This is a genomic window from Streptacidiphilus alkalitolerans, assembly GCF_042511045.1.
Lineage (GTDB): Bacteria > Actinomycetota > Actinomycetes > Streptomycetales > Streptomycetaceae > Streptacidiphilus > Streptacidiphilus alkalitolerans.
The window spans coordinates 225,077-249,258 of sequence record NZ_JBHEZX010000010.1 but is presented as its reverse complement, the minus strand read 5'-3'; the positions used below and the strand labels follow the sequence as shown (position 1 = coordinate 249,258).

General features: G+C 71.9%; 17 protein-coding genes. 10 read left to right on the top strand and 7 right to left on the bottom strand.

Features of this window, described 5'->3' with window-relative positions; translation table 11 throughout:
• Window positions 1–95: 95 nt before the first annotated feature.
• A complete protein-coding gene (locus ACEZDG_RS23430) occupies window positions 96–830 on the bottom strand; it encodes an XRE family transcriptional regulator (protein WP_380512725.1) in 735 nt (244 codons plus the stop codon).
• A gap of 140 nt (window positions 831–970) precedes the next feature.
• On the opposite strand from ACEZDG_RS23430, the gene ACEZDG_RS23425 reads away from it, so the two are divergent.
• Complete coding sequence (locus tag ACEZDG_RS23425) at window positions 971–2,206, top strand: MFS transporter (protein WP_380512723.1); 1,236 nt, start codon at window positions 971–973, stop codon at window positions 2,204–2,206.
• 5 nt (window positions 2,207–2,211) lie between these two features.
• Window positions 2,212–2,532: a MazG-like family protein gene (locus ACEZDG_RS23420; RefSeq protein ID WP_380512721.1), complete on the top strand. Its 321-nt coding sequence runs from the start codon at window positions 2,212–2,214 to the stop codon at window positions 2,530–2,532.
• A gap of 3 nt (window positions 2,533–2,535) precedes the next feature.
• On the opposite strand, the gene ACEZDG_RS23415 is transcribed toward ACEZDG_RS23420, so the two are convergent.
• The 5 genes from ACEZDG_RS23415 to ACEZDG_RS23395 form a co-directional block, all read right to left on the bottom strand.
• Window positions 2,536–3,120 carry a GNAT family N-acetyltransferase gene (locus ACEZDG_RS23415; protein WP_380512719.1) on the bottom strand — a complete coding sequence of 195 codons (585 nt, stop codon included), beginning with the start codon at window positions 3,118–3,120 and terminating at the stop codon, window positions 2,536–2,538.
• Window positions 3,121–3,134: 14 nt separating this feature from the next.
• Window positions 3,135–3,737: an ATP-binding protein gene (locus tag ACEZDG_RS23410; protein ID WP_380512717.1), complete on the bottom strand. Its 603-nt coding sequence runs from the start codon at window positions 3,735–3,737 to the stop codon at window positions 3,135–3,137.
• Window positions 3,738–3,859: 122 nt separating this feature from the next.
• Window positions 3,860–4,633: an enoyl-CoA hydratase/isomerase family protein gene (locus tag ACEZDG_RS23405; RefSeq protein ID WP_380512715.1), complete on the bottom strand. Its 774-nt coding sequence runs from the start codon at window positions 4,631–4,633 to the stop codon at window positions 3,860–3,862.
• A 105-nt stretch (window positions 4,634–4,738) separates the two neighbouring features.
• Window positions 4,739–6,010 carry a L,D-transpeptidase gene (locus ACEZDG_RS23400; RefSeq protein ID WP_380512714.1) on the bottom strand — a complete coding sequence of 424 codons (1,272 nt, stop codon included), beginning with the start codon at window positions 6,008–6,010 and terminating at the stop codon, window positions 4,739–4,741.
• Between the two features lie 202 nt (window positions 6,011–6,212).
• Window positions 6,213–7,454, bottom strand: a complete 1,242-nt coding sequence (locus ACEZDG_RS23395) for a L,D-transpeptidase (protein ID WP_380512712.1) — start codon at window positions 7,452–7,454, stop codon at window positions 6,213–6,215.
• Window positions 7,455–7,619: 165 nt separating this feature from the next.
• Between ACEZDG_RS23395 and glgX the strand changes: the two genes are divergently transcribed.
• The 5 genes from glgX to ACEZDG_RS23370 all read left to right on the top strand — a co-directional run bounded on the left by glgX (window position 7,620) and on the right by ACEZDG_RS23370 (window position 15,160).
• Window positions 7,620–9,953: a glycogen debranching protein GlgX gene (gene glgX, locus ACEZDG_RS23390; protein WP_380512710.1), complete on the top strand. Its 2,334-nt coding sequence runs from the start codon at window positions 7,620–7,622 to the stop codon at window positions 9,951–9,953.
• 32 nt (window positions 9,954–9,985) lie between these two features.
• Complete coding sequence (locus ACEZDG_RS23385; RefSeq protein WP_380512709.1) at window positions 9,986–10,525, top strand: sigma-70 family RNA polymerase sigma factor; 540 nt, start codon at window positions 9,986–9,988, stop codon at window positions 10,523–10,525.
• Complete coding sequence (locus ACEZDG_RS23380; RefSeq protein WP_380512707.1) at window positions 10,522–11,256, top strand: anti-sigma factor family protein; 735 nt, start codon at window positions 10,522–10,524, stop codon at window positions 11,254–11,256. Before ACEZDG_RS23385 ends, ACEZDG_RS23380 begins: the two co-directional genes overlap by 4 nt.
• Before the next feature lie 179 nt (window positions 11,257–11,435).
• On the top strand, window positions 11,436–13,256 hold the full coding sequence (locus ACEZDG_RS23375) for an ABC transporter ATP-binding protein (RefSeq protein WP_380512705.1): 1,821 nt from the start codon (window positions 11,436–11,438) through the stop codon (window positions 13,254–13,256).
• Window positions 13,253–15,160: an ABC transporter ATP-binding protein gene (locus ACEZDG_RS23370; RefSeq protein ID WP_380512703.1), complete on the top strand. Its 1,908-nt coding sequence runs from the start codon at window positions 13,253–13,255 to the stop codon at window positions 15,158–15,160. The genes ACEZDG_RS23375 and ACEZDG_RS23370 overlap by 4 nt, the downstream gene beginning before the upstream one ends.
• A gap of 74 nt (window positions 15,161–15,234) precedes the next feature.
• Here ACEZDG_RS23370 and glgP read toward each other — a convergent pair whose 3' ends face one another.
• Window positions 15,235–17,916: an alpha-glucan family phosphorylase gene (gene glgP, locus ACEZDG_RS23365; protein WP_380512702.1), complete on the bottom strand. Its 2,682-nt coding sequence runs from the start codon at window positions 17,914–17,916 to the stop codon at window positions 15,235–15,237.
• A 791-nt stretch (window positions 17,917–18,707) separates the two neighbouring features.
• Here glgP and ACEZDG_RS23360 point away from each other — a divergent pair.
• The 3 genes from ACEZDG_RS23360 (at window position 18,708) to ACEZDG_RS23350 (ending at window position 24,134) form a co-directional block, all read left to right on the top strand.
• The gene (locus ACEZDG_RS23360) at window positions 18,708–20,669 is read left to right on the top strand and encodes an alpha-1,4-glucan--maltose-1-phosphate maltosyltransferase (protein WP_380512851.1); all 1,962 of its coding nucleotides are present in this window, start codon (window positions 18,708–18,710) and stop codon (window positions 20,667–20,669) included.
• The gene (gene treS / locus ACEZDG_RS23355; protein WP_380512700.1) at window positions 20,666–22,381 is read left to right on the top strand and encodes a maltose alpha-D-glucosyltransferase; all 1,716 of its coding nucleotides are present in this window, start codon (window positions 20,666–20,668) and stop codon (window positions 22,379–22,381) included. Before ACEZDG_RS23360 ends, treS begins: the two co-directional genes overlap by 4 nt.
• A 199-nt stretch (window positions 22,382–22,580) precedes the next feature.
• Entirely contained in the window at window positions 22,581–24,134 is a 1,554-nt protein-coding gene (locus ACEZDG_RS23350; RefSeq protein WP_380512699.1) for a maltokinase N-terminal cap-like domain-containing protein, read from the top strand.
• Window positions 24,135–24,182: the final 48 nt, after the last annotated feature.

Genomic DNA, 24,182 nt, shown 5'->3' with positions numbered 1-24,182 from the left:
ACAAGCACCAGTCCCCCCACCGGAAGCAGCCGTACGTGCCTCCATGGTGCCCTCAACCCGCCTGCGCTGTCTGCAGCTTGTGCGGCAGTCGGCGGCTACGGCAGCAGGTCGGCCGCGCCGACGCCCAGGGCCGCGGCGAGTTCCCGCAGGACCAGGATGCTGAGGTTGTTGTCCAGGTCGCCGCCCTCCTCCCAGCGCCGGATCTGATCGGCGCTCAGGAACCCCGGGATCCGCACCGCCCGGACCAGGTCCTCGTAGGACATCCGGCGGCTCTCGCGGAGCTCCCGGATGCGTGGGCCGAGGCCCGGGGCCCGGTACTCGCGCAGCACGCTCCGGCGCCGCAGCAGGGCGGGGCGGAGTTCGGCCAGAACGCTGTTCAGGTCCTTGCCGAGGCCGTCCGGCCCCTGGTAGCGGACCATCTGCACGCTGCCGGGCATGCCGGTGACCATGCGGCTGACCTTCAGCCCGCTCCTGGCGACGACGATGATCGGGAGCATCGCCTCGGTCGCGAAGACCAGTTCCTGCCCGGCGCCGGTGCTGGGCTGATCGGCCAGGTAGACCAGCAGGTCGGAGCGGACCACCCGCTGCCGGTCGAGGCGGAAGACCTCCGTGTCGGGGACGTCGGGGTGGTGCACCGGGTCGGTGATCTTCCGGGGCTCGTACAGGTCGATCCCGTGCTCCCGGCAGGACGCGGCGACCACGTCGGAGATCTCAAAGATCTGCTCGCGGGCCTCGGCGGCGAGTCCGGTGAGCGCGCTGGCGAGATAGGCCTGCAACTGCTCGGCCGCCTGCGGTTCCCCCGGGACTGCCGGCCGTGCTGAATCTGTCATGTCTGAGGCCTCTGCCAGGAACGTTGCGGACGGGACCCGGCCCAGCTTAGAGGGGTTGGCGGGACCGGTGCCGCCCAGAAACATGAGAGATGCTCGCCTTGCCATTGACATGGTGATGATCAGCCCAGCACAGTGCACGCATGACGCTGACCCTGGGTCAACAACCGGTCGAGCGGGTCGGCGGACGGTGGACCGGCGCGCTCACCCTCGCCAACCTCGGTGTCTGGGCCGCCTGGTACGGGCCGCTGCAGATCCTGCTGGCGCTGCAGGCGGAGCACCTGGCCCCGGCGCACAAGACCTCCACCCTGGCCCTGGTCAATATGCTCGGGGCGATCGTCTCGGTGGTCGCCAACCCGCTGTTCGGCGCCCTGTCCGACCGGACCACCGCACGGGTCGGACGGCGGCTGCCCTGGGTGGTGTTCGGCGTGCTCGGCGGCGCGGTCGGGCTGGCGGTGCTGGCCGCGGCGTCCAGCGTGGCGGTGATGGCGGTCGGCTGGTGCACGGTCCAGTTCACCCTGAACGCCGCGTACGCCGCGCTCACCGCCGCCGTCCCGGACCAGGTGCCGACCCGTCAGCGCGGGGTGGTCGGCGGGTGGCTCGGGGTGGCCCAGATCCTCGGGGTGCTGGCCGGGACCGCGGTGGCCACCGTCGCCGGCGGGACCGGGGCCGGCTATCTCGCCTGCGCCGGGTTCTCGGTGCTGGCCGTACTGCCCTACCTGCTGATGCGCCGGGACATCGCGCTGGCCCGGGCGGACCGGCCGCCGTTCGGCTGGGGCGCCTTCCTGGCCGGGTTCTGGGTGGACCCGCGCCGCTTCCCCGACTTCGGCTGGGCCTGGCTGACCCGCTTCCTGGTCAACCTCAGCAACGCCATCTGCACCATGTACCTGCTCTACTACCTCACCGACGCGGTGCACTACACCGGCGACGCGGACACCGGCGTGCTGGTGCTGACCGCGCTGGACGCGGTCACCCTGCTGGCCACCGTGGTCGTCGGCGGGGCCTGGTCGGACCGCACCGGCCGACGGAAGGTGTTCGTGGCCTGGGCCGGGATCATCATGTCCGCCGCCACCCTGCTGCTGGCGGTCTGGCAGACCTGGACCGGCGCGGTCGTGGCCTCGCTGGTGCTCGGCCTCGGCTTCGGCGTCTACACCTCGGTGGACTTCGCACTGCTCACCGACGTCCTCCCGGCCGCGCGCAGCCGGGGCCGGGACCTGGGCGTGATCAATATCGCGGCGGCCCTGCCGCAGGTGATCGCCCCGGTCCTGGCCGCGCCCGTGGTGGACCACCTCGGCGGCTACACCACGCTCTACGCGGTCGCCGGGGTGATCGGCATCGTCGGCTCGCTGCTGGTGCACCGGATCCGCGGGGTAGCCTGACCGGCGTGGACGAGACCGCCTGGAACACCGTGGACCGCCTGGTCGCCTGGCTCGACCGGAACAGCGAACTGCCGGAGGAGACCCGGACGATCCTGCAGATCCTCAAGATCACCGAGGAGGCGGGCGAGGTCGCCGAGGCGGTGATCGGGGCCACCGGGCAGAACCCGCGCAAGGGTTACTCGCACACCTGGGCCGACGTCCAGGAGGAGCTGTGCGATGTGATCGTGACCGCGATGGTCGCCCTGACCCGGATCAACCCGGACGCCCGGCAGCTGTTCACCGAGAAGCTGGAACGGATCGCGGCGCGCTCACTGGCGGTTGACTGACCGTCAGACCGGCTGCGGCCGCCGGATCCCAGGCGCCCCGAGGTGCTCCCAGAGCCGGAGGGTGATCTCCGCCCCGGTCGGGTCATGGATCACCGTCGGGGGCTCGTCCGCGAGTTCGAACCCGGTGGTACGGGCGACGGCGATGCTCGGCGCGTTGGCCGGGGCGATCCGGAGCACCACCCGGCGGGCGCCCAGCGAGTCGTAGGCGAAACCGGTGAGCAGCCGGACCGCGCGGGCGGAGAGGCCCTGACCGCGGTAGAGCGCGCCGATCAGATAGCCGAGCTCGACCTCGCCCTGCTCGTCCCTGAGCATCAGCACCACCTCGCCAAGCGGCACCCGGCCGTCCAGGGTGACCGCGAGCTGCAGCCGTCGTCCACCGCTCCGGGCCTCCTGACTGCGGACCAGGTAGCGGCGGGCCGCCTCGGTGTCGACCAGCGGGGTCCAGCGGGCGACCTCGGGGTCGTCGAAGAGGGCGGTCATCGCCGGGACGTCCTGGTCCGTCCAGTCGCGCAGCACCAGGCCGTGGCCGGCCAGCCGGAACGGGGGTGCGGGGACAGCGGGTGCCGGGGCAGGGCGCGGAGTCGTCATGATCCGATCCTGCATCAGCCCGCAGGAGTTTCCCGACCGCGCAGTTCGAACCAGACCGACTTGCCGCGGGACATCAGGTCCGCGCCCCAGCGGTCGGAGAGGATGTTGACGAGCTGCAGGCCGCGGCCGGAGTCGTCCTCGGGGTCGCCGATGATCAGGCAGGGCAGCGCCCTGGACGGGTCGCGGACCTCGAAGCGGACCCCGCCCTGGCGGCGGACCACCCGCAGGCCGAACGACCGGCCGCCGGTGTGCCGCACCACATTGGCCACGAGTTCGGCGACCAGCTGCTCCGCCACCTCGCCCAGGCCGCCCAGTCCCCAGGACTCCAGGACGGACCGGGTGAGGCGGCGGGCCCTCACCGAGGAGTCGCGCCCCGCGGGTAACCGCACCTCGTCGGTCAGCGGGTCGGTGAGCAGACCGAAGAGTGCGAGGTCGAGCTCCTCCGCGGTGACGGCGGCCTCGGCGAGGACGTCGGGCCAGAGCTCCAGCCAGTCGTCCGGGCGGACCTCCGCACGGACCTCTGTACGGGCCTCCGGACGGACCGGCTCAGCGAGGGTGCCCGAGGCACCTCCGCCCGCCGTCAGCTGATGCTGCTCCACATTGCCCCGTGCCGCCATGTCCTTATCATCGCGACTCTGGGGTGACTTGGGGAGCACAATGCGTAAAGAATCATCATTGCTTCTGGCATATGCCGCTGACCTAGCAGGCCGATGATCGACCTGCGGCGTTAACCCGCAGGTCAGCGGAACTTAGCCTTCCCCGGGCCCTCTTCGACAAAACTCCGCATGCCGATCTCCCGGTCCTCGGTGGCGAACATGCCTGCGAAGAGCTGTCGTTCGATCGCCAGGCCGGTGTCGAGATCGGTCTCGAGACCGCGGTCCACCGCCTCCTTCGCGGCCCGCAGCGCGTAGGCAGGACCGGTGGCGAGCCTGGCCGCCAGGGCCAGGGCGGTCGGGTAGACCTCCTCGGCCGGGACCACCTGGTCGGCGAGGCCGATCCGCAGCGCCTCGTCCGCCCGCACCTGGCGTCCGGTGAAGATCAGCTCCTTGGCCCGGGACGGGCCGACCAGCCGGGACAGCCGCTGGGTGCCGCCGGCGCCGGGGATCAGCCCGAGCAGGATCTCCGGCTGGCCGAACTTGGCGTTGTCGGCGGCGATCCTGATGTCCGCGCAGAGCGCCAGCTCGCAGCCGCCGCCCAGGGCGTAGCCGGTCACCGCGGCCAGCACCGGCTTGGGGATCCGGGCCACCGCGTTGAAGGACTCCTGCAGCGCGCCGCCGCGCTCGACCATGTCGGTGTAGGACATGCGCTGCATCTCCTTGATGTCCGCCCCCGCGGCGAACACCTTCTCCCCGCCCCAGAGCACCACGGCGCGGACGTCGGCCCGGCCGGCCGCCTCCTCCGCGACCGCGCGGAGTTGGTCCTGCATCACCGAGTCCAGCGCGTTCATCGGCGGGCGGGCCAGTCGGATCGTACCGACGGCGTCCTCGACTTCGAGGGTGACGAACGCGGTCATGCGGTGCCTCCAGGGATCGGCGCTGCCCCCGAGGGAGGGGGTGAACGCATGTTAACGGCCCGCCACCCGGGGTTCGAGTGGCGGGCCGTCGGCGCGGCGGGAGGGTCAGGCGGTCCAGGCGGCCCAGGACATGTTCCAGCCGTTCAGGCCGTTGTCCGGGGCGACGATCTTGTCGGGCGAGTGCACCACCTGCACCACGTCGCCGATGATCGAGTTGTTGTAGAACCAGGCCGCCGGGGTGGTCGAGCTGCCGCCGCCCTTGACGTCGTGCAGGCCGACGCAGCCGTGCGAGGTGTTCTGGCTGCCGAAGGTGGAGATCGGCCGCCAGTAGTTGCCGTGCACGAAGGTGCCCGAGGTGGTGAGCCGCATCCCGTGCGGCACGTCCTTGATCCGGTAGGCGTTGCCCAGGCCGACCGTGGTCGAGTCCATGTCGACCGTCGGGTCCTTCTCGGTGATCACCATCTTGCCGTTGTACGTGGTGTGCGTGGAGTCGCCGAGGCTGGCCGGGAGCGTCCGGTAGAGGGCGCCGTTGCGGTAGATCTTCAGGGTGTGCGCGGTGTTGTCGGCGACGCTGGTCTGGCTGCGGCCGATGGTGAAGCTGACGTCCTTGAACTGCTTGCCGTAGGTGGCGGCACCGGTCCTGACGCCGTCCATGTCCATGTGCAGGGTGACCTTGGTGCCCGGCGCCCAGTAGGACTTCGGACGGAAGTCGATCCTGCTGTCGCCGAACCAGTGGCCGACGACCTCCACCGCCGGGGAGGCGGTGACGGTGACGGCCTTCAGCACCGCCTTCTTGTAGGCGCTGCCGACGCTGTGGGTGAAGTTGATCGACACCTCCATGCCGACGCCGTAGGTCGCCCCGGGGTCGACGTTGAAGTTGCCGATGTTGACGGCGCTGGGCGTCAGCGTGGTGAAGGTCGACCGGTCCGTCACCGGGACCTGCTCGCTGTCCACCGCGGTGGTCGCCACCGTGTACTTGGTGCCGCTGCGCAGCACGCCGGACGGGGTCCAGCTGCTGCCGTCGGCGGCGAGGGTGCCGGCCACGGCGGTGCCGTCCGCGGCGGTGACCTTGACCGTGGTCAGTTTGCCGGAGGCGGCGGTGATCCTGAGCGCGCCGGTGGTGTCCACGTCCGTGGAGTCGTTCTTCGGCAGGATCGTCACCACCGCGGCCGAGTTCGCCGCGCCGGTGGCGTCGCCGGAGCCGGCCGAGGCGCCGCTGGACGCCGTCGCGCCGCCGCCCTGGGCCGGGACCGGGGTGGCGCCGCCACCGCTGCCGCAGGCCGTGAGCAGCAGCGCCGAGCCGACCGCCAGGGCCAGCAGGCCGCGCCGGGCGCCCCGCCGGAGCCCCCTCCGGCCCGTCGCGGTGGCCGTGTTCATGTGTGTGGTGGCCTCAACAGCCCGTGCCGAATTCAACCGACTCTCCCCATCCCGGATGTACAACCTCTATGAACGCCGTCCGGCACTGTCCCGTTGCATCAGGGGGTGCGTGTGTGGCATCTCACATGGCCGTGGTGAGCTTAACCGGCTTTCGTGGGAGGTCCCGCGCCAGGGCCCGCACCGGGGCCCGCTCCGCCGCGGGTCAGTGCAGGGCGCTGCCGGCGACCCACTGGGCCCAGCTCAGGTTCCAGCCGCTCATCCCGTTGTCCGGGGCGACCAGGCCGCCCTGCGCGTCGACCACCTGGACCACGTCGCCCGGCATGGAGTGGTCGAAGAACCACCCGGCCGGGGTGCTGTCGCTGTAGCCGCCCTTGACGTCGTGCAGCCCGATGCAGCCGTGCGAGGTGTTCTGGCTGCCGAAGACCGAGGCCGGCCGCCAGTAGACGCCGTGCACGAAGGTGCCGGAGTCGGTCAGCCGCATCGCGTGCGGCACCGCCGGGATGTCGTACTCGTCGCCCAGGCCGACGCTCTCCGAGTTCATCCGGGTCACCCGGTCCATCTCGGAGATCACCATGATCCCGCGGTAGCTGGCGTGCTGGGGTTCGCCCGCGGAGATCGGCAGGGTGCGCAGCACCACCCCGTCCCGGCGCACGGTGAGCTGGTCGGTGACCGCGTCGGCGGTGCTGACCTGGGCCCGGCCGATGCCGAAGACGACCTTCTTGTCCTGGGTCCCGTACACCCCGGGGGCGCCCTCGACCCCCTTGAGCCGCAGCGCCAGCGTGACCCTGGTGCCCGGCTTCCAATAGTGCTCCGGGCGGAGGTCGAGCCGGCTGCCGCCGAACCAGTGCCCGACCACCGGGACGGCCGGGCTCGCGGTCACCCCGACCGCGCGCTCGACCGCGGCCCGGTCGGTGACCGGGTGGCTGAACCGGAGCGACACCTCCATGCCGACCCCGACGGTGCTGCCGTTCTCCGGGGTGTAGAAGGCGATGAAGGTGTTCCTGGGAACGAAGGTGGTGAACACCGCGTGCTTGGCCGCCTGCAGCCCCTGGGCGTCGGCGGCGACCGCGTCCAGGGTGTAGCGGGTCTCCGGCATCAGCTTGCCGGCCGGCTTCCAGGACCCGCCGTCGGCGGTGATCGCGCCGGGCACCGCGTCGCCCCGGTCGTCCCTCAGCCGGACCTGGGTCAGCCGCCCGGAGCGCACGGTGACGCCGACCCCGCCGGTGGCCGGGACCTGCGCGGCGCCGTCACCGGGGGTGACCGTGACCACCGCGGTGGACAGCGCGGTGGAGGCCGCGGCCGGGCCCGCGGGTCCGGCGTCGCTGGACACCGGCTGCCGGTGCGGGCCGCTCCCGCAGCCCGCGACCAGGACCAGCGCACCGAGGGCGAGGGCCCGTCCGGTCCACCGTGTCGTCGACTTCCATGCCCCGCTGTGCTGACCCACCGTCAGTGACTCCTTAGCTCGTCGCTAAGGATCAACGAGGACACTCGGACGGGGACACGTCCGGCAGGTGGATACATCGCCTCAACCACGTGACATCTGCCACTGGGGAGGGAACGTACCTTCCAGTCGGGGAACGGGACTCCCCGCGGCGGGGAGGTACGCGTCATGGCGGCATGGCAGGGGGCGGGCGACCGGGCGGTGCCCGACGGCGCCGCGCCCGAACGCGGCAGGCTGCAGCTGGTACCGGCCGAGGTGCAGCTGCCCGAGCACGCCGAGGACACGCTGGACGCCCCGGAGCTGGTACCGGCGCAGGCGCCCGCGCCGGCCGTACCGGTCTGGCCCGGCAGCTGGCAGCCGCTGGGGGCGCGGTTCCACCTCGGCCCGGACGGGCGGCCCGGCACCAACTTCGCGCTGTGGGCGGCCGGCGCGGAGGCGGTCGAGCTGTGCCTGTTCGACGACCTCGGCCAGGAGACCCGGTACCCGCTGGTCGAGCAGACCTTCCAGATCTGGCACGGCCACCTGCCAGGCGTGCTGCCGGGCAGCCGCTACGGCTTCCGGGTGCACGGCCGCTGGGACCCCTGGACCGGGGCCCGCTGGAACCCGGCGAAGCTGCTGCTCGACCCCTACGCGCGGGCCGTGGACGGCGAGTTCCGGCTGCACGACGCCCTGTACGGGCACGTCCGCGGCTGGCCGGAGCGGGAGGTCGCGGACACGGTCAGGGACAACCGCGACTCGGCCCGGTACATGCCCAAGGCCGTGGTGGTGCACGACGACGACGACTGGTCCGACGACCGGCGGCCGAAGACCGCCTGGGCCGACACCGTCCTCTACGAGCTGCACGTCAAGGGCTTCACCCAGCGGCACCCCGGGATCCCGGAGCAGCTGCGCGGCACCTACGCCGGACTGGCCCACCCGGCCGCGATAGCCCATCTGACCGGGCTCGGCGTCACCGCGGTCGAGCTGCTGCCGGTGCACCAGTTCGCCGACGAGGAGCACCTGCAGCAGCGCGGGGCCGGCAACTACTGGGGCTACAACTCCATCGGCTACTTCGCCCCGCACGCCGGCTACTCCGCCTCGGGCAGCCGGGGCCAGCAGGTCACCGAGTTCAAGCGGATGGTGCGGGCGCTGCACGCGGCCGGGATCGAGGTGATCCTGGACGTGGTCTACAACCACACCGCGGAGGGCAACGAGGGCGGCCCCACCCTGTCGCTGCGCGGGATCGACAACGCCGGCTACTACCGGCTGCAGCCGCACAACCGGCGGGCGTACGCCGACTTCACCGGCTGCGGCAACACCCTGGACAGCAACCAGCCGCAGGTGCTGCGGCTGATCACCGACTCGCTGCGGTACTGGGTCAGCGAGATGGGCGTGGACGGCTTCCGCTTCGACCTGGCGGCGGCGCTGGCCCGGTCGCCGTTCGAGGTGTCGATGCTCGCCCCCTTCCTCTCCGCGGTGTCGCAGGACCCGGTGCTGAGCCGGGTGAAGCTGATCGCCGAGCCCTGGGACATCGGCATCGGCGGCTACCAGGTCGGCGGCTTCCCGCCGCTGTGGACCGAGTGGAACGACAAGTACCGGGACACCGTGCGCGACTACTGGCGCGGGGCCCGCCCCGACGTACGGGAACTGGGCTCGCGGCTGGCCGGCTCCTCCGACCTCTACCAGCAGGGCGGGCGGCGCCCCTACGCCTCGGTCAACTTCGTCACCGCGCACGACGGGTTCACCCTGCGCGACCTGGTCTCGTACAACGACAAGCACAACGAGGCCAATGGCGAGGACAACAGGGACGGCACCAATGACAACCACTCCTGGAACTGCGGCTTCGAGGGCGAGACCGACTCCGCGCAGGTGAACGCGCTGCGGCGGCGGCAGCTGCGCAACCTCACCGCGACCCTGCTGCTGTCCACCGGGGTGCCGATGCTGGTGGCGGGCGACGAGATGGGACGCACCCAGGGCGGCAACAACAACGCCTACTGCCAGGACAACCCCACCAGCTGGATCGACTGGAGCCTGCTCCGGGAGGACCCCGGCTGGCAGTCGCTGCACGCCCTCACCGCCCGGCTGATCCGGCTGCGCCGGGAGCACCCGGTGCTGCGCCAGCGCGGATTCTTCTCCGGCCGCCCGGCCCACCCCGGCGGGCTGCCCGACCTGACCTGGTTCACCGCGCGCGGCCGGGAGATGACCGAGGCCGACTGGTACAGCCCCGGCGCCACCCTCGGCATGTTCCTGGCCGGGGACGAGATGGCCGAGCGCGACCCGCTCGGCCGGGAGGTCGCCGACGACAGCTTCCTGCTGGTGCTGCACGCCCACCACCGCCCGCTGCGGTTCGTGCTGCCGGGCCCGCGCTGGGCCGAGTCCTTCGGGACGGTGCTGGACACCTCGCTGGAGGACCAGTCGGCCGAACCCGGCGGACAGCACGAGGCCGGGAGCACGCTCACCCTGCCCGGCCGCTCGCTGCTGCTGCTGCGCGCCCACGGCAGAGGAGGCGGCGGCAGCGGTTGAACCTTCCGCCCGGGTGGTGCGTACTGAGGGGTGTGGACCATTCGTCGGCGCGCGACTCGGAGTTCGTGCGCTCCCTCTACTCCCGGTACGGGCGCTCGCTGCTCGGGCGGGTGCTGGGGCTCGTCCACGGTGACTACCAGCGGGCGGAGGACATCGTGCAGGAGACCTTCCTGCGCGCCTGGCAGCACCAGGACTCGCTCGATCCGGACCGGGCGGGCCCGTGGCTGCACACGGTCGCGCACAATCTGGTGGTCTCGGCCTACCGGAAGGTGAAGGCCAGGCCGGCCGAGTCCCCGATGCCGGAGGACGACAGCGGCGGCTGGGCCGAGGACACCGACGGCGGCGACCAGGAGCTCGACCGGATGCTGGAGCGCTGGCAGATGCTGGACGCCATGCGCGGGCTGCGGCCCGAGCACCGGGACGTCCTGATCGAGGTGTACTACCTGCGCCGTACCGTGGCGGAGACGGCGGAGCACCTGGGGGTGCCGCTCGGCACCGTGAAATCCCGCTGCTACTACGGGCTGCGGGCCCTGCGCAACGTACTGGAGGAGAGAGGGGTGACATCCCGATGACGACACCGTGCCAGGAGAGCGTCTCGCTCGGCGCCTATCTGCTCGGGGCCCTCGACCCCGACGAGCGCAGGGCGATGGAACTGCACGTGGCGGGCTGTGAGCAGTGCCGGGCCGAGCTGGTGGAGCTGGCCCCGCTGCCGGGACTGCTGCGGCACACCCCGTTCGAGGAGCTGCCGGAGACGGCGGCGGCGGCCGAGTCGCTGAGCCCGCTGCGGGAGCAGTCCCTCCCCGGGCCGGCCCCGGCTCCCGTGCCGGTGCCGGAACTGATGCCGGTACCGGCTTCGGGACAGGTCCCGGTTCCGGCGCAGCACCGCAGGCAGCGGCGGCGCGGACTGCTCACCGCGGCCGGGCTGGCGCTGGCGGCCTGCGTGGCCGGGGTCGCGGTGTACGCGGCGGTGGGACGTGACAACCCGTCCGCGCCCCGTACCGCGGCCGCGGCGACCTGGAGCGCGACCGACCCGACCACCCATGTGTCGGCCAGCGCGGCGATGATCCCGGAGGCGTGGGGGACCAAGTTCGAGGTGAAGCTCGGCGGGCTGCCCTCCGGCATCACCTGCCACATGGTGGTGCACGCCAAGGACGGGCGCAGCGAGACAGCCGGCACCTGGGGCTCGAACTACGGTCCCTGGGCCGTCATCCCGGCCTCGACCTCGATCAGCCCGGCGGAGATCACCGGTCTCGACATCGTGGACGGCTCCGGCAACATGCTGGTGCAGCTGCCCAGGCACTGACGGTCCGGTCGGGCGCGTGGGGCCCGGCCGCCCGAAAACCAGATGAGGATTGTCAGTGGTGGCCCGTACGCTCACAGACGATGCCTGACTCCACCTCGCCCCCGAACGCGTCACAAACGCCGATCGCCGGAATCAACAGCTCCGGACACCCCGAAGCCGACAGACCGGACGTACCTGCCATGACCGAGCCGCCCACGCCCGCTCACGACGACACCCCCGCCCAGCCGAAGCCGCGTTCCACCGTGCGCTCGCTGCTGCGGATCTGGCCCTACGCCCGGCCGATCCGCTGGTACCTGCTGGGCTCGACCGCCGCCGCCATGGTGGGGTCGCTGGCGGGGCTGCTGATCCCGCTGGTGCTCAGACAGATCGTCGACGGGCCGGTGTCGCACCACGACGCCGGCGCGCTCTGGTGGCCCGCCGTGCTGCTGCTGGCGCTGGGCCTCGGCGAGGCGCTGTTCTTCGGCATCCGCCGCTGGATGCTGGCCCGGCCGCTGTCCACGGTCGAGCGGACCATGCGGGCCGACCTCTACGCCCGGCTGCAGCGGCTGCCGGTGACCTTCCACGACCGCTGGCCGTCCGGGCAGCTGCTCTCCCGGGCCACCTCGGACATGTTCACCATCAGGCTGTTCCTGGCCTTCCCGCTGGTCTTCCTGATCGTCAACTCGACGGTGTTCCTGATCGGCATCGGCATCATGTTCGCGCTGGACTGGCAGCTCGCGGTGATCTCGGTGGTCCCCGCGGTGCCGCTGATCATGCTGTGCTCCTACTTCGAGCGCCGCTACTCCGCCGCCGCCAGGCTGGCCCAGGACCAGAACGGCGACCTCGCCACCATCGTCGAGGAGTCGGTGCTCGGCATCCGGATCCTCAAGGCCTTCGGGCGGCACCGGAGCATGGCGCAGCGGTTCCGCGACCAGGCCCGCGAGCTGCGCGGCACCGAGCTGAACAAGGCCCGGCTGCTGGCCAACCTGTGGGCGGTCATCGTCGGCCTGCCCGAACTGGCCCTGGCCTGCGCGCTGGCGCTGGGCGTGGTCCAGGTCGCGCACGACGTGACCACGGCCGGCACCCTGGTGGCCTTCCTGTCGACCGCGCTGGCGCTGCGCTGGCCGGTGGAGTCGCTGGGCTGGCTGCTGGCCTACAGCAACGAGGCCGCGACCGCGACCGACCGCTACTTCGAGGTGATGGACGCCCCGCTGGCGGACGCCGAGGACCGGCCGGCGCCGGCCGGCGACCGTCCGGAGGGCCACGACGGCATCCGCTTCGAGGGCGTCCGCTTCCGCTACCCGGACGCCCCGGGCGACACCCCGGACCTGCTCCAGGGCGTCGACCTGCACATCCGCTCCGGCGAGACGATGGCCCTGGTCGGCAACACCGGCAGCGGCAAGACCACGCTGACGGCGCTGCTCCCCCGGCTCTACGACGCCACCTCGGGCCGGATCACCCTGGACGGCACCGACATCACCGAGCTGTCCCGGGCCCGGCTGCGCGAACTGGTCTCGGTGGCCTTCGAGGAGCCGACCCTGTTCTCCGCCTCGGTCCGCGAGAACGTGCTGATGGGCGCGCCCGAGGCGGACGACGAGGAGTTGGAGCGGGCGCTGGAGACCGCGCAGGCCCTGTTCGTCAGGGCGCTGCCGCAGGGCCCCGACACCCAGGTCGGCGAGCAGGGGCTGAGCCTGTCCGGCGGCCAGCGGCAGCGCCTGGCGCTGGCCCGCGCGGTGGTCGGCCGGCCCCAGTTCCTGGTGCTGGACGACCCGCTCTCGGCGCTGGACGTGCACACCGAGGCGCTGGTCGAGAAGGCGCTGCGGCGGGTCCTCGCCGACACCACCGCGCTGGTGGTCGCGCACCGGCCCAGCACGGTGATGCTGGCCGACCGGGTCGCGATGCTGGTGGACGGGCGGATCGCGGCCGTGGGCACGCACCACGAGCTGCTGGAGTCCACCCCCGCGTACCGAACGCTGATGTCCGGCGAGCTCAGCTCCGCCAGGGAAGGGAGCAACGCATGAGCGGCAGCAGTAACGGCACCGGCAGCAGTACCGGTGCCGGTACCGGTACCGGTCTGAAGGACCGGGAGCAGGACCCGGCCGAGGCCGAGGAACCGCAGCTCCCGGTCGCGGCGACGACGCCCGAGGGCGAGGACATCCCGGTCCCGCCGGGCGCGCCCCGGGCGCTGCTGCGCTCGCTGATGGGCCCGCACCGCCGGCGGATCGTGCTGGCGATCCTGATGATCGTGCTGCAGCAGGCCGCGCTGCAGGTCGGCCCGCTGCTGGTGTCGATCGCCATCGACCGGGGCATCCCGGCGCTGCGCGACCACGACGCCGGCCCGCTGATCGCCATCACCGCCGGGTACCTGGGCTGCGCCGCGGTCGCCACGCTGCTGCAGCGCGCCTTCATCCGGCTGTCCGGGCTGATCAACCAGGACATCCTGCTGGAGGTGCGGCAGCGGATCTTCCGTCATGCCCAGCTGCTCAGCCTGGACTTCCACGAGCGCTACACCTCGGGCCGGATCATCTCCCGGGCCACCAGCGACGTGGACGCGGTCCGCGAACTGCTGAACGAGGGCCTGCAGGAACTGCTCTCGGTGGCGCTGCAGATCCTCTACATCAGCGGCCTGCTGCTGGTGCTGGACTGGCGGCTCGGGCTGGTGTCCATTGCCTCGGCGGTGCCGGTGTTCCTGCTGCAGCGCGCCTACCGGCTGCGCTCCAAGGAGATCTACCGGCGCTCGCGGACCGCGGTGGCCACCGTCATCGTCCGCTTCACCGAGACCATGAACGGCATCCGCCCGGTGCAGGCGTTCCGCCGCGAGGAGGCCAACGAGGCCGCCTTCGGCATCGCCAACGCCGAGTACTCCAAGTCCAACGCGGACAGCATGCAGTCGATGGCGCGCTTCGTCTTCTCGGCCCGCGCCACCGCGAACGTCTGGATCGTCGGGGTGGTGCTCTGGGGCGCCTACCTGGTGTCGGAGCGGGAACTGCAGCTGGGTGTGCTGGCGGCCTTCGTGCTGTACCTGCGGCGGCTGTTCGACCCGATCGACCAGCTGGCGATGTTCGTCAACAGCTACCAGTCGGCCGCCGCCGCGCTGGAGAAGATCGCCGGCCTGCTGGCGCACGAGCCCTCGGTGCCGGAACCGGTCCGGCCGGTGCCGCTGCCGGCCCAGCCGGAGGGCTCGCACGCCGGGCGCGAGATCGTGTTCGAGGAGGTCGGCTTCTCCTACCGCACCGGCAAGCAGGTGCTGCCGCCGTTCTCGCTGCGGCTGCCGTCCGGCCAGAGCGTCGCCGTGGTCGGCGCCACCGGCGCCGGCAAGTCCACCCTGGCCAAGCTGCTGGCCCGGTTCTACGACCCGACCGGCGGTCGGGTCCTGCTGGACGGCGTGGACCTGCGCGAACTGGCCACCGCCGAGCTGCGCCGCGGCGTGGTGATGGTCACTCAGGAGTCCTTCCTGTTCTCCGGGACGGTTGCCGACAACATCGCCGTCGGCCGCCCCGGGGCGACCCGGGAGGAGGTCGAGGACGCGGCGAAGGCGATCGGCGCCGACGCCTTCATCCGCGCCCTGCCGGAGGGGTACGACACCGATGTGCGCAAGCGCGGCGGCCGTATCTCGGCGGGCCAGCGCCAGCTGGTCGCCTTCGCCCGGGCCCTGCTCGCCGACCCGTCGGTGCTGATCCTGGACGAGGCCACCTCCTCGCTGGACGTGCCCGGCGAGCGGGCGGTCCAGGAGGCGATGCGCACGGTCCTGGCCGGCCGCACCGCCGTGATCATCGCCCACCGGCTGTCCACGGTGGAGATCGCCGACCGGGTGCTGGTGATGGAGCAGGGCCGCATCGTCGAGGACGGCACCCCGGCCGACCTGATCGCCGGCACCGGCCGCTTCAGCCGCCTCCACGAAGCCTGGCGCGACAGCCTGGTGTGACGGGCCGGCCGAGGAACAGTGAAGGGGCCCAGGACCGATCGGTCCTGGGCCCCTCGCTGCCTGTGTCCCGACTGCTACCTGAGCAGCCCCGAGTCCATCCCCGACGACTCGGCCGGGACGGCGATCAGGCCGAGCTCCGCGCCGGAGGCCAGCAGCCGGTGGGAGGGCAGGATCCTGACGGTGTAGCCGAAGGGCCCGGTGCGGCCCAGTTCCAGCGGGCCCTCGTAGCGCCAGCGGCCGTCCAGGTCGGCCCGGTCGGCCGGCTTGAGCGAGACCGCGGTGGCGTCGGTGATCCGGTCGGCGTCGTCGACCCGCCCGGAGACCACCTGGACGTCCACGTCGGACGGGTCGAGCCCGTCCAGCGCGACATGGACCCGGAGCGGCAGGGTGCTGCCCAGCTCCGCGTGGTCCGGGTTGTCCGCGGTCTCGCCGTGGTCGACCCGGACCGAGGGCCAGGCGGCCCTGACCCTGGACTTCCACTCGGCCAGCTCGCGCGCGGCCCGGTAGTCGCCGTCGCCGGCCAGGCTGCGCTCGGCCTCGGCGGCCGGGGTGTAGAGCCGGTCCACGTACTCGCGGACCATCCGGCCGGCCAGCACCTTGGGGCCGAGGTTGATCAGGGTGTGCCTGACCATCTCGATCCAGCGCGGCGGCAGGCCGTCCGCGCCCCGGTCGTAGAAGCGCTGGGCGACCTGGTGCTCGATCAGGTCGTACAGCCCGGCCGCCTCGATGTCGTCGCGGCGGTCGGCCTCGGGGCCGTCCGGGTCCATGCTGCCGAGGCCCTCGGCGGTGGGGATCGCCCAGCCGTTGGAGCCGTCGTACCACTCGTCCCACCAGCCGTCGAGCACCGAGAGGTTCAGCCCGCCGTTGAGCGCGGACTTCATCCCGGAGGTGCCGCAGGCCTCCAGCGGGCGGAGCGGGTTGTTCAGCCAGACGTCGCAGCCGGGGTAGAGCGCCCCGGCCATGTCCATGTCGTAGTCGGGCAGGAAGACGATCCGGTGGCGCACCGCCGGGTCGTCCGCGAACTGGACCATCTGCTGGATCAGCCGCTTGCCGCCGTCGTCCGCCGGGTGCGCCTTGCCGGCCACCACGATCTGGATCGGACGGGTCGGGTGCAGCAGCAGTCCGCGCAGCCGCACCGGGTCGCGCAGCATCAGCGTCAGCCGCTTGTACGAGGGCACCCGGCGGGCGAAGCCGATGGTCAGCACATCCGGGTCGAGTATCCCGGAGACCCAGCCGAGCTCGGCCTCGGTCGCCCCGCGCTGCCGCCAGGAGGCATGGACCCGGTTCCTGGCCTCGTCCACCAGCTGCTCCCGCAGCCGTCGGCGCAGTTCCCAGATCTCCTGGTCGGGGATGGTCTCGATGCCGTGCCAGCGCCGGGACTCACCGACCATCATCGCCTCTTCGGCCCGGCCTGCGCCGATCTCCCTGGCGCCGAGCCGGACCACCTCGGGGTCGATCCAGGTGGGCGCGTGCACCCCGTTGGTGACGGAGGTGATCGGCACCTCCTCGGCGTCGAATCCCGGCCAGAGGCCGTTGAACATCCCCCGGCTGACCTGGCCGTGCAGGGTGCTGACGCCGTTGGCGCGCTGGGCCAGCCGGAGCCCCATCGCGGCCATGTTGAACAGGTTGGGGTCGCCGCCGGACCAGCTCTCCGAGCCGAGGGCGAGCACCCGCTCGGCCGGGACGCCGTCCAGCTGCGCGTCGGCGCTGAAGTGACGCCGGACCAGGTCGCGGTCGAAGCGGTCGATTCCGGCCGGGACCGGGGTGTGCGTGGTGAACACCGTTCCGGCCCGGACGGCCTCCAGCGCGGTGTCGAAGTCCAGCTGCCCGGACTTCTCGCCGCCGTCGCCGGCCGCGAACTCGCGGATCCGTTCCACGCCGAGGAAGCCGGCGTGGCCCTCGTTGGTGTGGAACACCTCGGGGGCCTGGTGGCCGGTGAGCCGGCAGAAGGTGCGGACGGCGCGGACGCCGCCGATGCCGAGCAGCATCTCCTGCAGCAGCCGGTGCTCGCTGCCGCCGCCGTAGAGGCGGTCGGTGACGTCGCGTTCGGACGCGGCGTTCTCCTCGGTGTCGGAGTCGAGCATCAGCAGCGGAACCCGCCCCACCTGGGCCTTCCAGATGCGGGCGTGCAGTCGGCGGCCCCCGGGGAGGGCCAGCGACACGGTGCTCGGGCTGCCGTCGAGCTCACGGAGCTGGCTGACGGCGAGTTCGTTGGGGTCGAGCAGCGGGTAGCGCTCCTGCTGCCAGCCGTCCCGGGACAGGGACTGCCGGAAGTAGCCGTGGCGGTAGAGCAGGCCGACCCCGATGATCGGGACGCCGAGGTCGCTGGCGGCCTTGAGGTGGTCCCCGGCGAGGATGCCGAGGCCGCCCGAGTACTGCGGCAGGGTCGCGGTGATGCCGAACTCGGGGGAGAAGTAGGCGATGGCGGCGGGCAGTTTCGGTGCTTCGGGACGTGCTTGCTGTTCCTGGTACCAGCGCGGTCCGGTCAGGTAGTCGCGCAGGTCGTCGGCGGCGTCGCCGAGCCTGCGCAGGAACCTGCGGTCGGCGGCGAGGGCGGTCAGCCGCTGCGGGGCGACCTGGCCGAGCAGCCGGACCGGGTCCCGGCCCGCTGCCTCCCAGGTCTCCGGTTCCACCTCGCGGAACAGGTCGCGGGTCTCCGGATGCCAGGACCAGCGCAGGTTGAGTGCCAACTCACCCAGGGCTTGAAGGGGTTCGGGCAGGACGGTGCGAACCGTGAAACGTCGGATTGCCTTCACCCAAGCGAAGATAGCGTGACCCGGCCCGGCTGCGAAGGAGGTCAGGAAGGCTGCCGGTCCCGATCGAGGCATATTCACGGGCGGCGGTACGCCCGGGGTGACGGCCCCTCACCCGTACGGGGGAGGCGCACGACGGCGCACGGGGGCGCGTGTTCATCCGACCGAAATGTCACCGTCTCACGGCCGTTGCACGGACGGCTCACACATATGGCCGTATGCACCGAACTGATGTTCACCATGGCCGAAACGTGTGGATACCCGTGCGTAGAACCCCCTGACGGTGCGAGGATCGAACCAGGTCGAGCGGACCTCCTCGAACATCTCCCCCCAGGACCCGCAGTGCTGCGCGTGTCCCCCTCCTCACCTGGTCGTTGTACGCAGCGATCCATCGAGACACCCGTCGGTTCCCAGGAGCGCGCGCACGCCGGTGCGCGCTCCGGCGCAGGCGCGGACACGATAGCGGTGACGGGCACTCACCAGGTTGACAGCCAGGTCCGGGGGAAGGTTCTCGGGGTCACTCGTTCGGGGCAGGCGTGGAACTGGATCAAAGGTCACCGCCGGATCGTGGTCAGGAGCGGGATATGCGGGAAACGCGCGAGGAGCAGTCGTTGGACACCACACCGTCCCGCAAGGGATCAGCCACCGGACCCGCCCGGCGCACCCCGAGCCCGCGCAAGACCGCGGCCTCGGAGAAGACCTCTGAGAAGACAGCCAAGACAGCAAAAACCGCGAAGACCGCCAAGGCCGCGGCGGCGGCCGAGGCCCTGGCCGCCGCGGACGAGCGCCAGCAGCTGATCGGCCGGATCCCGGTCCTGGACGTCAGCCCGCGGGTGGACTGCGGGCTGCACCCGGCGAAGTCCGTGGTCGGCGAGCCCTTCGAGGTCAGCGCGACGGTGTTCCGCGAGGGCCATGACGCCGTGGCCGCCAATGTGGTGCTCCGCGACCCCAGGGGACGGGTCGGGCCGTGGACCCCGATGCGGGAGCTGGCCCCGGGCACCGACCGGCTCGGCGCCGAGGTGGTGGCCACCTCCCCCGGCCGCTGGACCTACACCGTCGAGGCCTGGAGCGACCCGTTCGGGACCTGGCGGCACGACGCCGAGATCAAGGTCCCGGCCGGGATCGACACCGAGCTGATGCTGGAGGAGGGCGCGCTGCTGCTGGAGCGCGCCGCCCCCGGCGTCCCGGTCCGGCAGGGGCGCGCGGGCCTGCTGGCCGCCGCCGCGACCATGCGCCGGGTGGAGCTGCCGGCCGGGCAGCGGCTGGCCGCCGCCCTGGCCGAGCCGCTGCTGCAGGCGCTGTCCCGCTACCCGCTGCGGGAACTGGTGTCCGCCTCCCGTCCTGGCGTGCTCCAGGTGGACCGGGAACGCGCGCTCTACGGCTCCTGGTACGAGTTCTTCCCCCGCTCCGAGGGGGCGGTGGTGGACCGGGCCGGCCTGCGGCCACCGGTCAGCGGCACCCTGCGCACCGCCGCCGAGCGGCTTCCGGCGGTGGCCGCGATGGGCTTCGACGTGGTCTACCTGCCGCCGATCCACCCGATCGGCCGCGCCTACCGCAAGGGCCCCAACAACAGCCTGGAGGCCGGACCCGACGACGTCGGCTCGCCCTGGGCGATCGGCTCGCCAGAGGGCGGCCACGACGCGGTCCACCCGGACCTGGGCGACATCGAGGACTTCGACGCCTTTGTGGCCAGGGCCGGGGAGCTGGGCCTGGAGGTCGCCCTGGACTTCGCGCTGCAGTGCTCGCCGGACCACCCCTGGGTGCAGAAGCACCCGCAGTGGTTCACCACCCGCGCCGACGGCACCATCGCCTACGCCGAGAACCCCCCGAAGAAGTACCAGGACATCTACCCGATCAACTTCGACCAGGACTTCGAGGGCCTGGTCACCGAGACCCTGCGGCTGCTCCGGTACTGGATGGAGCACGGGGTCCGGATCTTCCGGGTGGACAACCCGCACACCAAGCCGGTGGTGTTCTGGGAGACGGTGCTCGGCGAGATCGCCCGCACCGACCCCGACGTGCTGTTCCTGGCCGAGGCGTTCACCCGTCCGGCGATGATGCACACCCTGGCGAAGGTCGGCTTCCACCAGTCCTACACCTACTTCACCTGGCGCACCGGCAAGCAGGAGCTGGTCGAGTACCTGACCGAGCTGTCCGGCGAGGCCGCCTCGTACATGCGGCCCAACTTCTTCCCCAGCACCCCGGACATCCTGCACGCCTACCTGCAGCACGGCGGCCGGGCCGGCTTCGCGATCCGGGCGATCCTGGCCGCGACGCTGTCGCCCAGCATCGGGATCTACGCCGGCTACGAGCTGTTCGAGGACGCGGCGGCGCGGCCCGGCTCCGAGGAGTTCCTGGACTCGGAGAAGTACCAGCTCAGGCCGCGCGACTGGACCCGTACCGACACCCTGGCCCCGCTGCTGACCACCCTGAACACGCTGCGCCGGGAGCACCGCTCGCTGCAGCTGCTGCGCAACCTGCGGTTCCACCGAACCGACAGCGACCAGGTCCTGGCCTACTCCAAACAGCACGGGGACGACACCGTGCTGGTGGTGGTCAACCTGGACCCGCACCACACCCACGAGACCACGGTCTCGCTCGACCTGCCCGCCCTCGGACTCGACTGGCACGACCGGCTCGACGTCCACGACCGGCTCAGCGGTGCGCAGTACCGCTGGGGCGTCGACAACTACGTCCGGCTCGACCCGTCCCTGCAGCCGGCCCACATCCTCACGGTCCGGAGGGCCGCCTCGTGATCGTCAACGAACCCGTACCCGACACCTTCACCGACACCCCGCAGAAGGACCGCGACCCCGACTGGTTCAAGCGCGCCGTGTTCTACGAGGTGCTGGTGCGCTCCTTCCAGGACAGCAACGGGGACGGGGTCGGCGACCTGCGCGGCCTCACCTCCAAGCTGGACTACCTGCAGTGGCTCGGGGTGGACTGCCTGTGGCTGCCGCCGTTCTTCGCCTCCCCGCTGCGCGACGGCGGCTACGACGTGGCCGACTACACCGCGGTACTGCCCGAGTTCGGCGACCTGGCCGACTTCGTGGAGTTCGTCGACTCCGCGCACCAGCGCGGGATGCGGGTGGTCATCGACTTCGTGATGAACCACACCAGCGACCAGCACCCCTGGTTCCAGGCCTCCCGCAACGACCCCGACGGGCCGTACGGGGACTACTACCTCTGGGCCGACGACGACAAGCAGTACCCGGACGCCCGGATCATCTTCGTCGACACCGAGACCTCCAACTGGACCTTCGACCCGGTCCGCAAGCAGTACTTCTGGCACCGCTTCTTCTCGCACCAGCCGGACCTGAACTTCGAGAACCCGGCGGTCCAGGAGGAGATCCTGGCCGCGCTGCGGTTCTGGCTGGACCTCGGCATCGACGGCTTCCGGCTGGACGCGGTGCCCTACCTCTACACCGAGGAGGGGACCAACTGCGAGAACCTGCCGGCCACCCACGAGTTCCTGAAGCGGGTCCGGGCCGAGATCGACGCCGAGTACCCGGACACCGTGCTGCTGGCCGAGGCCAACCAGTGGCCGGAGGACGTGGTCGACTACTTCGGCGACTTCAAGAAGGGCGGTGACGAGTGCCACATGGCCTTCCACTTCCCGGTGATGCCGCGGATCTTCATGGCCGTCCGCCGCGAGTCCCGCTACCCGGTGGCCGAGATCCTGGCCAAGACCCCGGCGATCCCGTCCGGCTGCCAGTGGGGCATCTTCCTGCGCAACCACGACGAGCTGACCCTGGAGATGGTCACCGACGAGGAACGCGACTACATGTACGCGGAGTACGCCAAGGACCCGCGGATGCGGGCGAACGTCGGCATCCGCCGGCGGCTGGCGCCGCTGCTCGACAACGACCGCAACCAGATCGAGCTGTTCACCGCGCTGCTGCTGTCCCTGCCCGGCTCCCCGGTCCTGTACTACGGGGACGAGATCGGCATGGGCGACAACATCTGGCTGGGCGACCGCGACGGGGTCCGCACCCCGATGCAGTGGACCCCGGACCGGAATGCCGGTTTCTCTTCGGCCGACCCGGGCAGGCTCAACCTGCCGACGATTATGGACCCGGTCTACGGCTACCAGGTGACCAATGTCGAGGCGCAGATGAGCAGCACCAGCTCACTGCTCCACTGGACCCGCCGCATGATCGAGATCCGCAAGCTCAACCCGGCGTTCGGGCTCGGCTCGTACGCGGAGCTGCCTTCCAGCAACCCCGCGGTGCTCGCCTTCGTCCGCACGCTGGCCCTGCCCGACGGCGGGGACGACATCGTGATGTGCGTGAACAACTTCTCGCGCTTCGCCCAGCCGACGGAGCTGGACCTGCGCGAGTACGAGGGCCGGTATCCGGTGGAGCTGATCGGCGGGGTCCGCTTCCCCGCCATCGGCCAACTGCCGTACCTGCTGACCCTGGCCGGGCACGGTTTCTACTGGTTCCGGCTGCGCACGTCGGAGGCGTAGCCGACCACCGAACCCATCCGCCCATCCCCCAGGAGCAGCGCAGCCCGACACACTCGAAAGGCGTGACACCCGGTCAGCCGCCGCGTGCCGAAGCCCCCACGCCCAAAGAATCCGGAAGACTGGCGTACCCGGCAGCGCTCCCGACCCACCCTCGGGCCGATCCACTGCCGGGTTGCCGCAACTCCGGGGAAAGGGAGACATGTCCGACACCTCCCGGCCTCGCACCATGGCCCCTTCGTCCGCGACCGCCGTCCGCGGCACCGACCTGGGCACCCTGGTCCAGGACGCCCTGCCGCTGATCCTGGAGTGGCTGCCGAGGCAGCGCTGGTTCGCCGGCAAGGGCCGTGCGATCTCCGCGATCAGCCCGGCGACAGTGACCCTGCTCCCGGGCCCGCGCCCGGGGGAGCCGCTGCTGCTGCACCTGCTGCTCCGGGTGGAACAGGACACCCGCGACGGCGGGACCGGCCACGACCTCTACCAACTGCTGCTGGGCGCGCGGTCGTCGGCCGTCCCCGAACTGCCCGGCGCGGCGGTGATCGGCCGGATCGGCGGCGGACCGCACGACGGCCTGCTGACCTATGACGCGGCCTACGACCCGACCCTGACACTTCGTCTGCTGACCTTCATGACCAGCGAGAACGCCGCCCAGGACAGCCGGCTCGGCCCGCTGCGGTTCCGCTCCCTGCTCGGCCCCGAGCTGAGCGACCTCACCGCCCCCGGGGCGACCGCGCGGATCGGCACCGCGGAGCAGAGCAACACCTCGGTGGTCTTCGGCGACACCGCCATCCTCAAGCTGTTCCGCCGGATCAACCCGGGCCTCAACCCCGACCTCGAACTCTCGCTGGCGCTCAGCCGGGCCGGCTCCGCCCGCATCCCGGCCCCGCTGGCCTGGTACGAGGGCGACCTCCCGGACGCCCCGGACCAGCCGGCCACCCTCGGCCTGCTGCAGCGCTTCCTGCACGGCGGCAAGGACGGCTGGGAGTTCGCGCTGGCCCACGTCCAGCAGCTGCGCACCGATCCGGAGTGGCAGGGCAGCAGGGAAGGGCAGCCAAGCGACCACATCAGCGGGAACTTCTCGGCCGAGTCCTTCCTGCTGGGCCGGGCCACCGCCGAGGTGCACCTTGCGCTGGCCAGGACCCTGCCGGTGACCGTGCTCGACCGGGCCGAGATCGAGGCGCTGGCCGACGCGATGGCGCTGCGGCTGGACGCCGCCGTGCTCGCCGTCCCGGCGCTGGCCCCGTACCGCGCGGCGCTGCGGCGGATCTTCCAGGCCCTGGCCGCGTCCGCCCGCGACGGGCGGCTGCTGCGGGCCCAGCGGATCCACGGCGACCTGCACCTGGGCCAGTCGATGCGGACGGCGCGCGGCTGGTCGCTGCTGGACTTCGAGGGCGAACCGGCGAAGACTCTGGAGGAGCGCCGCCGTCCGCAGCCCGCGGTCCGGGACGTGGCGGCGATGCTGCGGTCCTTCGACTACGCCGCGGCGCATCTGCTCACCGAGCTGGACCAGGACGATCCGGCCCGGCCGCGGCTGGCCGCGCTGGCCGCGACCTGGGCGCTGCGCAACCGGGCCGCGTTCTGCGCCGGCTACGCGGCGGCCGGCGCGGAGGACCCGGTCGCGGACCCGGTGCTGCTGCACGCGATGGAGACCGACAAAGCCGTCTACGAGGTGGTCTACGAGGCCCGCAACCGGCCCGAGTGGCTCGGCATCCCGATGTCGGCGATCAGCCGCCTCGCCGAGGCAGCAGGACGGTAACAACCCGCTAACCGCAGCCGCATAACGTCCACCCCCACCAGACCCATC